This is a genomic window from Pontibacterium sinense, assembly GCF_015209595.1.
Lineage (GTDB): Bacteria > Pseudomonadota > Gammaproteobacteria > Pseudomonadales > Balneatricaceae > Pontibacterium > Pontibacterium sinense.
Genome location: NZ_JADEYS010000001.1, coordinates 23,121 through 33,060, shown reverse-complemented (window position 1 = coordinate 33,060; position 9,940 = coordinate 23,121). Strand labels below are relative to the sequence as shown.

The window sequence follows — 9,940 nt, the reverse complement described above, 5'->3', positions numbered from 1 at the left end:
AATAATAAAACCTGAAGCTGAATATATGGCCCTGATATGAGTACCCGTCAAATCACTAAACGCGCTGCAACACCCAAACAAAAGAGAGAGCGATCGTAGTTATTGAACAAATACTCCTAAAACGCTTAAAACTGCTCTTGAAACGTCTCAGCCATAACAACAGTGGGAGAACTGCAGAAACCAGCAGTAACTGTCCAACTTCTAAACCCACGTTAAAACTAAACAACAAAACCATGTAATGATTTTGCTGCAACTCAATTGCATTCAGAACATTGGCAAAACCAAAGCCATGAATTAACCCAAACACAAATGCGACCTGCCAACTCAGCATCTGTGCCCTGCCCAAGGCATTGCTCAATGCCGAAACCATTACCGTAATCGCGATAACCAGCTCAACCAGTGCTATCGGTAACACAACGGTGTTAGTGGCCGCCAGAAACAGCGTCAGCGTATGCGCCACACTAAATGACGTAACTACTTTAATCAGACGACCAACCAACATAGTGTTTCGATCGTCGATTCGACTCATATGTGCCAATAACAACATCAGCAGGAAAGCGACATGATCGTAACCGCCGAATAGATGGTAGACCCCTTCTTTCACAAACTGACGCACCTGTAACCACAGGTTATTAACTGTTATATCGACCTGAATACTACTTTCTTCAGGAGATAACAGGTAAATATCCTTACCTTTTACTGAATAAATACTTAATAAAAGCCGCTGCTGCTTATCCACATCAAAAAAGAGCTTATAAGACAATCCCATTTTCTCGGGGTGAAAATCATCAGGCAATAGAAAATGCACGACCAGATACGTCTGATCTCCACGTCGTTTTGCTTCTACTGTACCCACCTCCAATAACAACGATTGATTATCAAAGCGTACTGATATCTCATTGAGCGCGTATTCCAAAACTTCCTGCTGATGGTTTAGCAACTCTTTCCAACTAATAATTTCATTACCGTTATCGTCTAAATTGAATAACAATTCAAAATTGTTACTTTCGATCTCCCAAATCAACTCTGGCTGCCGATCAAACGAAAGGGTTAAATAAGATTCATAACTACGATGAGCAGATGCAGGGCTACTGAAAAGAAGAAGGAGGAAAAGAATAGAAACAACATACTTCGGTGCAACAGCAGCCCCTATCAAACCCATTGTCACATCACGTTCGGCTGATCTGTAAGAAGCACACTTTCTCGACATATAGATCCAGACCATCTTGGCTACCGACCCACTCCCACTTAATGGTTTGTTAGACCTGAGCCAGTTTATCACAGCCCTTCAAATACAACGTAAAACGGTTGAATAATCATTCTAATTACATCGCCTGATTCAACTTTTTCAAGCACAACATCCTGATTTCCCCAAATTCCAACACAGCAACGATAAATTTATGAAAAATATCTGTTTTCTTTGTTGACAGGACGCTTCGAAATCCGTTTAATACGCATCGTCTTACGACATTGCCCAGATAGCTCAGTCGGTAGAGCAGGGGATTGAAAATCCCCGTGTCCGTGGTTCGATTCCGCGTCTGGGCACCACTTACTTCAAGGCTTGCACTCAAATGCAGGCCTTTGTTGTTTCTGGGCTCTGGTCGTTCTCTGGTCGGATGTGCTGCTAGCCCTGTCTGGCTACTTCCTACAAACTGCAATACACCCTCTCCAATACCAAAACTTCAGGGCATTTGACGCTTCGCTCAAATACCGTGCTTTTGCAGCCCTTAAACATATATCAATGTCCTGAATTAACTTTCAGGAGATTTAACATGTGTGACGGTTTTTCCCTTGATGAAGCCCTGTCTGAAGGTAAGTACGCTACAGATCTGGCACTCAGCCTCAGTAGCTCAGCCCATCTCTCTATGAGCAGTCTGCTCGCAGAGATCGTCGAGCACGCCAAATACGTTCCTCTGTCCATCCCTAACCCTGAAACACCCGTTCTGCTGATCATCGCTGAAGGTATTACTACCCTTTCAGCCAAGTCCCTGCACACCCAACCAATCAAACTCAATCTCTGTATAGCTTCCCATACCGGTAAAACGGTACGGGATTGGGAGTCAGCTGTACTGGAGGATACGTGGTCTCTGGCGGGAACAAGTTCATTAGTCAGTGATTGCTGTGAAAACGCGGTGTACTGGATAGATCTTCCTGATCAATGGGAGATTGTGAGTTACAACGGACACGGCACGCCCTTCAAGGCGTTAACGTGTCCGAACGTTCCCGTCCTGAAACACTTAGCCTTTGGCTCCTTTAATGAAAAAGTCCCTGATTCTCTGGAAGCTTTTGATCCTGTGCATCTGCTCTACGCTCAGGATTGGGCTCATGAATCTCTCCCTCCATTAATTAAATCGGGGTTTTCGGGGTTAAAGGGGTATAGGGATGAGTAGTTACCATTCAGGTATTCCAGAAGATGAGATCAAAGAGAAGCTCCGTCAACTTGGAGGCAAAGCATACGAGTTGTACGAAGCGGTCATGACTTTGCTTAGGCTTCTGAAAGACCCAGATACCCCGGCTTGGCTCAAGGCATTAGCTATAGCCGCACTCCTCTATTTCCTCTGTCCTACGGATGCTGTACCCGACATGATTCCCTACGTGGGATACGGCGATGATCTGGCGATCGTACTCGGCGTGGTAGCCAAGTTCCACGATCTCTAAACCTGTCCTGTCCCGTTCTGGGACGTTTCAACACTCACATCTAACCAAACGCTTAGGATGACACTATGACTGATGTTACTGCATCTACAGGCAGCGTAGAGGCTGCATCTGAATCTGAGGTACAACCCCGGTACCTGATCCTGAAATCCAATCCAGCGAAAAAGCAAAGCCCACGCTTTCCCGGTTCGATCACATACGAGATCGGTAAGCATGTGGATAACCAGACATTGGCGATTCGCATTGCTCACAACGACTCCGGTGGATTGTTTTCGAAGGAGTGGATTGCGCTTACGGACATTGCCGAACTGTTGGCAAGTGCTGAATCGGATAAGCCGATTAAGTCCGTTGCCTTTAAATCACTCTTCAAGGCAGGCAGTGCCAACAATGCGGGTTTTCTATGTGCCGCGTTGCGTGCTGAAGGCGTATTGCTTCAGGCTCCAAAAGCGATCTTTTTCCATGTACCTGGCCATCCTGTTAAGAACTGGATGGAAAGCCTGGATGCTTTGGAACCAATTTCCGAACAGCCTGAATCATCAAATACCGTGGATAACGTTGGTAAGAATGCCAAGTCATCCACAGTAGCTGATGCCGCTGACTCATCTGATCAGGCGCAAACGCCGACGTCCCCCGGAAAGGGACGGGCGGCTAAGCGCCAAAAGGCTTCTGCATCTCCAAAATCCCAAAATGACTCTAACTCAACGGAGGAACCATGATTTTTTCAATTCCCCACGACGCGCATGCACTTCCTCTCTCTCATGCGTGTGTGACCCTATTAACCGATTATCTGAACCAAGCGGTGCAAGACCAGAACCCTGACCGGAGCATAACTGCTGCGACCTTTAACTTCCGCGACCCCGACTATGCTCCAGATAAAGGCGGTTACCATCCGGTAGAGATTCGGGTGAAAGTCCAGGGCGAAACCGGAACGCTGGAGTACATCACAGACTTCAGCTACGTCGGTACGGGCCAGGACTGTGAACTGGATAAAGAGGTGGATTTCGATTTCACCACCGGTTGCTGTTTTGTCAGATACGTTGGCCGCTACGCATTGGAAGATATGCACAACTTCTACCGTATCTGGGAAGGCAATTTCATGAACTACATCGACATGCGCGTCTTCCATCTCGACGTCACATTAGAGACTGAGTAAATACCTACTACCCCGCTTTCCCCACCCTTCTCGCACCATTCACTCACTTTTTCACCAAGACGACCGGACATAGACCGGAACCTTTCGTTTCACCCGATGTGTCGGTTTCGTGTGTTTGCATGAAACGTCAGACCGCTAGGGAGGATGGAGTGTGCGTGTGTGAAATGTTTGAGGAGGTGTCGGGGATTGTAAGAACCCCACTCGTTCAGGAGGCGTTATGCGAAGCCCTTCCCCTACCCGATTTCGGTTTACCAACCGCTTGATTGAACAACTTCCACCCAACCCTGCTGATGCTCAGTCCACGGAAAAGGAGTACAGCGACGCTGATGTGTCAGGCCTGAAATGCCTTGTTGGTAAAAATGGCTCTAAGAAGTTCTTATTGCGCTACACGTGGCGTGGCCGAAAGCGAAGCATCGCGCTTGGTGCATACGGGCCACTGACAGTGCAGGATGCCCGAGGCATCGCCAATGAGTACAAAGGTATGCTCAGTCGGGATGAAGATCCCAAACAACAGAAACTGCGAACTCAAACCGCCTTCACGGTGGAAGAGTTCGCGGTGAAACATTACCTGCCCCACTCTGCATCCTCTAAACGCAGTTCTAGAAATGACTACAGCCGCTTTACCCATCATGTGAAGCCTGCAATCGGTTCCATGCTGTTGGATGAAGTTAACATTCAGACCTTGCAGCAGTTTCAGAATCGCCTGATGGCCAAGTTAAAACCCGCAACAAACAACCGAATCATGGCCTTGGTGCGCCACATGTTCAACATGGCCGTGCTGTGGGGTTCTTGGAAAAAAGTCCTGTCACTGGACTCAAGTTGCTTATCGAAAACAACAAGCGTGAACGCTTCCTGAGCCCTGCTGAGATTAAGCGCTTATTCGATGCGGCGGACAGCGATCAAAACTACTACGCCGGTCAGTACATTAAGTTTCTGCTGTTAACCGGTGTAAGACGTTCAGAAGCGGCTAACGCCAAATGGGAGGACGTTAATCTGGTTGGCGAACGGCCTACTTGGATCATACCCTTAACCAAATCTGGTAAGTCCAGAACTGTTCGGCTGAATCGATTGGCGGCTGAACTACTCCATAACCTGCAACGCATACCGGGCCACCCTTACCTGTTTCCAGGAGGGAACCCTAAGAAACCGTCCTCGTATGCGCAGCCTATCCAATCCCCTACCAAAGCCTTTAATCGCATGCTCAAAAGAGCGGGGATTAAAGGGCCATTCTGCATCCACCAGCTTCGGCATACACACGCTTCAATGATCATCAACTCAGGCGGCAGTCTCAGTGACGTACAGGCTGCTCTGGGGCACTCATCCTCTCGCATGGCAGAAAGATATAGCCACTATGCCGATAATCGCCTAGAGCAAACGGGACAGCAGATCGCTAACTGCGTCGAACAAGCACTCAGGTTTAGTAACCAGGCCTGACCTAAGCCCTTCCCCTTCCGGAAGGGCTTCCTATCTAGATCTTTTTGTCACCTATTAAGCGGCAATCCCTTACTAAGAAACCTTGCCCTCTTAGTAATATCATCACGGTCCAATACTACTGCTAACCACTTACTAACCAGTCTCGAGAACACTAGCCACAGGGTTACTAGGAAGCCAGCAACACACTATATAAGTAATTGATTATTAGACATTTCTTGTCTTGATCAATTAAAAATCCGTGATACATTGAAAGGGACTTCCACCATCATTTAACAGAAGCTCAGCTATGAGGATAAGCAAAATGTATCAGTTCAAACCGACCCCTCAGAACGAATTAGTCACTAACGTTTCAACAACCTACGGCGGTATCGAAATCAATGGTGTGTACCAAATTTCATACTCTGATCCCAAAGCACCCACTCTCCGGCAGGATGAACCAACATTTGTTTTCTTCCACGGCGGAGTAATAGTTTACGAAAGCGAGACCAACTTCATCATGGTAGATGAGGTACAGGAATATACTCTGGAAGTATCCAAGTGCTCGGCTGAGCTAGTGAACAGGGAACTTGCTGACGACGCAGTAGGGGAAGACTATCTACTTGAAGCCTTTAACGACTTACTCGATGATCATCCCGTGGAGCAAATTTCTACCGGCCTCTACGGAGCGGTCACGATCAGTGGACCGTATACACTGTTCAAGAACCTGAACCGTCGTAACAACAAAACGTCACTGATCGGCCCTGCCGTCTTCTGGCTTCACGAAGGGATTACCATCCATCACGACGAATCCCACTATTACATCCAAGATGAATTTGATCAGTCCGTTGTAACAGTATCTAAGGAATTTGCTGTACTGATTCTGAGGGAGATGATGGAAGAATTTATTTCGTTCCACTGATCATAGGATAGAGATGAAACGCACAAAAACGCCCTACTAGACCAGTGCTGCTAGTAGGGCTCTATATCTGGGAAAGAAGCCACGACCTATGGGCTGAACTCCACTGAGTCTAGTAAGCTCATCATACCTCTAAGCTTCGCAACCGTTGCGGGAAGATCCAGCAAGCCATCGTCTTTCACAATCCGATAGCCATCTGTTAATCGAGCCACCCCCATATGTTTTCCTAAACGACCGTACTTCTCGATCGAAATATCTGTATTAGACGCGGCTCTTTTTAGACACTTCCGATAGAAGTTACGGGCAACACGACGTCCATCGGAATCACTGCTATCCACCTTCTGTTTGAAGATCAATTGGTCTTGTTCAAGCTGTAGATAGCAATTGAAACTGAAGTCGACCCCTTCGAACCGACGCGTGTGCCACCAGTACCCCTGAAACCCACCGGCAGGATTAGCAACATAGCCCCATCGGCCAGTACCCAGCTCTTTCTGAATCGTAGAGAAAAAGCCCTGCCACGCGTACCATCCCCACTGATCTAACGGGAGCACTTGATAGCTGTTAATGGCATTGTGCAGCCCAGTAAGATAATCGAAGAAGTCCCTGATGATATTGTTCTGCTTTGCCTGTGGTGTATTTGCGAGATACTTATCCAGTAAAGCGATCATCAACTCACGATCAAACACACTGTAGTTAGCAGCCCGAACAGCGCTCAGGTCAGATTGCTCTTCGAACTTGACGTAGATGCAGCTCAGCTCCATCTTGGGCTTTTCCTTCGCAGCAAACTCCCGATACCGAGTTAACTGATTGGAGTGCTCTTTAGTACCCTTCTTGTCCTCAATGACCAGACACAGCTCGTCATTGACGAAGGCCCAGACATCAATATTCTTCCACTGCCGCCCAGCCTGAACACTATGGACCTGATAGTCCTCATCCTTTCCGGCAAGACGTCGAATAAACCTAACAGCGAGTTCATGAAGATAGGGATCAACCGAAGCATGTGCTGGATCTCCCCACTGTAGCAGCCACGCAAGAAATGCATCCTGTGACAATTCCTTGGTTGCCAGGCTAAATAGATTTGGTGCGTTCACGAATCAACCTCCTGTTGATTTAATGCTCCATCAATATGACGCCCTGAGGGGCTAATTCTCAGGATTTTCGGTTTGACACCTCGATTAGTTGGATACTCTCAGGATAGATACAAGTAACTTGGAGCTCCGCATAACGAATGGAGTTATTGAAAAACCGCTTTGTCACAGCGTCTTTTTCTTCAGTATCGTTGTGTAGATGAGGAGTGTAGGAGCAAGCAATTAGGAATCGCTCTGTCTCATCATCCTTCCCGATAATTGTCACCCAATGATCACCTAAATCAGGGTGCTCCAGAATGGCATTCTCTTGCAGGCACAGGATTACGACTGCGGATTGAAAATCTACATCCCAAAGGTCATCCAGACTGATTGAGCTTGGCCTGTAATCTTTCTTCAGATTCTTCTCATTGACCACATTAAAGCATGATGCGATGAAATTCCGCTTAACCTGAACATCCGTTACATCTCTTAGAGGGCCAAAGTCACTACCCTCACCAGATGCGAAGCTCTGTAAAGACGGAGATAGTCCGATCATCTTCTCCCACTTCGTCAGGTGATTAGCGGAGAATTCTATTGCGCTTGAAGATGGGGAGTTTAACGCTTTGAACGCGTTAAAAATGGAATAATGCAGGCAAAACCCATCAAAGATTCCCTGAGTCAAAATCTTCATAAAAGTCCCTTTAGTAATCAGTTCCAGTCGTACTCAATATGAGCGTGTTTATCGCTCAAGGCTATGCGTTATGGTTCTTACATTCAAGACGATTTAAAACGGATTGTCACTCTCAAACTGTCCTGCAAACTCACTCAATATCTTGCCGTAAGTGTGACAAATCATTCCTCCTCTGCGTACTCCAAGCGGTGCTCGCCGCTTTCATATTTCGAAGTTCTGAGACTTACCTAGCTTCTTAACCATTTCCACCTGATTCGGACAAGCCGCTTTTCGCATCGCCCACAACGCATCGCGAAAAGCCTGCTGCCTTGGTTCCCACAATATCTTTGCCATACGAAGCAATGTAAGTGGGTTTGTTAAATATCCCATCTTGGGAAATTTTATTCGCCGTTTAATTAAAACCCGACTGAGCGGCCCCGTTAACTCAATAGGAATGTCATGAAGACACCCAACATTAAGGACATGAACAATGGAATTTGAAAAAGTATCTGATACGACCCTACAAACCACTGCCAACTACTCTGATACCTTTCAGTATGTGCGCGAAACGCTGCTTAAAGCCGGTGGAAAGTTGAAGAAAGAAAACCTTCAGGATGGACTATTAGAGGCTGCTTGGCGGTACGGTCTGAATCCGTTTGGTCTTCGCGTCACCATCCAGTTCCGAACACTGGACGACAACACGATAGAGCTTAACGTTAAAGGAGGGTTTAAAGACTCCTTCGATACGACGGGTGCAGGTCAGAAGAAAGCGATGGAAATTATACGGGCCATTCAGGGAATCAGCGCTCCTGAAGCTGCTGATCAGCCTCCTCGGATGGGTAGTGACTCAGTCATGAACCGTGGGAAAAGCAAAGTCATGGCGGGCATCCTAGCTGTGCTTCTCGGAGGCCTTGGTGCGCACAAGTTCTACATCGGCAGTTGGGGACTGGGGTTAGCCTACCTGATCAGCTCGTTCGTTATTCCAGGATTGGCAATGGTAATAGCTCTCGTCGAAGGGATTCGTTATTTCATGCTCAACGAGAATGATTTCAACGAGAAGTACAACTACTGCCAGATCAAGCCGTTTGAGTTTAAGTGGTAAGGATTTCAGCCTGAAATTAGATACCCTCCGACCTTCCAAGGTCGGTGGGTATCTAATTTTTTTATACGGTATTTCATTGGTCTCATTCAACCGATTACGCGTTACAAAGCCTTTTAATCAAACACTTCAACAAACAACCAACTCATTATCCCCTCCAACTTCAGGACCTTTCACTTTACCCACCATAAATTCAAACAAAACCACAAATCACGCCATCGAATCTTAGCATCACATTAAAAGATTTTAGCGTCATATTAAAAGATTTTGGCAGCACGATATAAAAAACAAAGAGCTTGACCAAAACAAAACCAAGACATAGCATGCAATGAATTCAGCATTGCTGACAGGAAGAAAACACTCTTCCTACGCTCCTTAACATTTTAGTTTTTTTCGCCGATCTAAAAACCCGAATGGCTTTTTAGATCGGCACCCCGTGATACGCCAGATACTTTATCTGGGTCAACGTATCAAAATTACAATTATTTAGAGATAAAACTTATGACTTCCCAATCAACAATCATTGCGGAACAACGCTTTGATATGGAAACGATAGGTGTCCCTAAACATCTCGCACCGAATAAAGAGACTCGCGTCTTGCAGTACGTCATCCAATGTACAGCTGAAGAAACGCTCCTCTCTCCGGTAACAGAAACAGGAAACACCAGCAAGAAACGCTTCTCACTGGAAAAGATAGTTCTCGCTGTAAAGAAGCTTCTTTTAGAAGGCAACCAACCTTCTTCTGCAAGAGCAATTCTTCGGGGCAACCAAGAAATGGCAAATAATGATTACGGATTTGTCGCTGCCGCCCTAAGATGGCTGGAACTTCTTAAAGCATACGGTGATGAAGCTTACCCCAACCTCAGCACCGCAACACCGGGCCAAGATCCAGAAGAAAAACTGAAGGAAATCCGGAAGATTCTAGTAAGAGGGGAAACGTTGCAAAGCGGCCAGATTAGACAGTAGT

General features: G+C 46.6%; 12 protein-coding genes and 1 tRNA gene. 10 read left to right on the top strand and 3 right to left on the bottom strand.

Annotated elements, in window-relative coordinates:
- Positions 1-55: 55 nt before the first annotated feature.
- The gene (locus IOQ59_RS00140) at positions 56-1,225 is read right to left on the bottom strand and encodes a HupE/UreJ family protein (protein ID WP_193951225.1); all 1,170 of its coding nucleotides are present in this window, start codon (positions 1,223-1,225) and stop codon (positions 56-58) included.
- Between the two features lie 247 nt (positions 1,226-1,472).
- On the opposite strand from IOQ59_RS00140, the gene IOQ59_RS00135 reads away from it, so the two are divergent.
- The 8 genes from IOQ59_RS00135 to IOQ59_RS00105 all read left to right on the top strand — a co-directional run bounded on the left by IOQ59_RS00135 (position 1,473) and on the right by IOQ59_RS00105 (position 6,140).
- Positions 1,473-1,548, top strand: a tRNA-Phe gene (locus IOQ59_RS00135).
- Between the two features lie 224 nt (positions 1,549-1,772).
- Complete coding sequence (locus tag IOQ59_RS00130) at positions 1,773-2,390, top strand: hypothetical protein (protein ID WP_193951224.1); 618 nt, start codon at positions 1,773-1,775, stop codon at positions 2,388-2,390.
- Positions 2,383-2,658: a DUF1232 domain-containing protein gene (locus IOQ59_RS00125; RefSeq protein WP_193951223.1), complete on the top strand. Its 276-nt coding sequence runs from the start codon at positions 2,383-2,385 to the stop codon at positions 2,656-2,658. The genes IOQ59_RS00130 and IOQ59_RS00125 overlap by 8 nt, the downstream gene beginning before the upstream one ends.
- A 65-nt stretch (positions 2,659-2,723) precedes the next feature.
- Positions 2,724-3,371, top strand: a complete 648-nt coding sequence (locus IOQ59_RS00120) for a hypothetical protein (RefSeq protein ID WP_193951222.1) — start codon at positions 2,724-2,726, stop codon at positions 3,369-3,371.
- Positions 3,368-3,808: a DUF2787 family protein gene (locus tag IOQ59_RS00115; protein WP_193951221.1), complete on the top strand. Its 441-nt coding sequence runs from the start codon at positions 3,368-3,370 to the stop codon at positions 3,806-3,808. Before IOQ59_RS00120 ends, IOQ59_RS00115 begins: the two co-directional genes overlap by 4 nt.
- 217 nt (positions 3,809-4,025) lie before the next feature.
- Entirely contained in the window at positions 4,026-4,664 is a 639-nt protein-coding gene (locus tag IOQ59_RS21090; RefSeq protein ID WP_228050578.1) for a site-specific integrase family protein, read from the top strand.
- Complete coding sequence (locus IOQ59_RS21085; RefSeq protein ID WP_228050577.1) at positions 4,628-5,242, top strand: tyrosine-type recombinase/integrase; 615 nt, start codon at positions 4,628-4,630, stop codon at positions 5,240-5,242. Before IOQ59_RS21090 ends, IOQ59_RS21085 begins: the two co-directional genes overlap by 37 nt.
- Positions 5,243-5,543: 301 nt before the next feature.
- Complete coding sequence (locus IOQ59_RS00105; RefSeq protein WP_193951220.1) at positions 5,544-6,140, top strand: hypothetical protein; 597 nt, start codon at positions 5,544-5,546, stop codon at positions 6,138-6,140.
- Positions 6,141-6,226: 86 nt separating this feature from the next.
- On the opposite strand, the gene IOQ59_RS00100 is transcribed toward IOQ59_RS00105, so the two are convergent.
- Entirely contained in the window at positions 6,227-7,228 is a 1,002-nt protein-coding gene (locus IOQ59_RS00100) for a PD-(D/E)XK nuclease family protein (RefSeq protein ID WP_193951219.1), read from the bottom strand.
- Between the two features lie 58 nt (positions 7,229-7,286).
- Complete coding sequence (locus tag IOQ59_RS00095) at positions 7,287-7,895, bottom strand: hypothetical protein (protein WP_193951218.1); 609 nt, start codon at positions 7,893-7,895, stop codon at positions 7,287-7,289.
- Positions 7,896-8,364: 469 nt separating this feature from the next.
- On the opposite strand from IOQ59_RS00095, the gene IOQ59_RS00090 reads away from it, so the two are divergent.
- On the top strand, positions 8,365-8,976 hold the full coding sequence (locus IOQ59_RS00090) for a TM2 domain-containing protein (protein WP_193951217.1): 612 nt from the start codon (positions 8,365-8,367) through the stop codon (positions 8,974-8,976).
- A 498-nt stretch (positions 8,977-9,474) separates the two neighbouring features.
- Positions 9,475-9,939: a hypothetical protein gene (locus IOQ59_RS00085; protein WP_193951216.1), complete on the top strand. Its 465-nt coding sequence runs from the start codon at positions 9,475-9,477 to the stop codon at positions 9,937-9,939.
- The last annotated feature ends 1 nt before the right edge of the window (position 9,940 follow it).

Bases quoted from the DNA above. Each gene is read 5' to 3' on its own strand.
- IOQ59_RS00140 (WP_193951225.1), bottom strand. From the start codon at position 1,225: ATGGTCTGGATCTATATGTCGAGAAAGTGTGCTTCTTACAGATCAGCC.
- IOQ59_RS00130 (WP_193951224.1), top strand. From the start codon at position 1,773: ATGTGTGACGGTTTTTCCCTTGATGAAGCCCTGTCTGAAGGTAAGTAC.
- IOQ59_RS00125 (WP_193951223.1), top strand. From the start codon at position 2,383: ATGAGTAGTTACCATTCAGGTATTCCAGAAGATGAGATCAAAGAGAAG.
- IOQ59_RS00120 (WP_193951222.1), top strand. From the start codon at position 2,724: ATGACTGATGTTACTGCATCTACAGGCAGCGTAGAGGCTGCATCTGAA.
- IOQ59_RS00115 (WP_193951221.1), top strand. From the start codon at position 3,368: ATGATTTTTTCAATTCCCCACGACGCGCATGCACTTCCTCTCTCTCAT.
- IOQ59_RS21090 (WP_228050578.1), top strand. From the start codon at position 4,026: ATGCGAAGCCCTTCCCCTACCCGATTTCGGTTTACCAACCGCTTGATT.
- IOQ59_RS00105 (WP_193951220.1), top strand. From the start codon at position 5,544: ATGTATCAGTTCAAACCGACCCCTCAGAACGAATTAGTCACTAACGTT.
- IOQ59_RS00095 (WP_193951218.1), bottom strand. From the start codon at position 7,895: ATGAAGATTTTGACTCAGGGAATCTTTGATGGGTTTTGCCTGCATTAT.
- IOQ59_RS00090 (WP_193951217.1), top strand. From the start codon at position 8,365: ATGGAATTTGAAAAAGTATCTGATACGACCCTACAAACCACTGCCAAC.
- IOQ59_RS00085 (WP_193951216.1), top strand. From the start codon at position 9,475: ATGACTTCCCAATCAACAATCATTGCGGAACAACGCTTTGATATGGAA.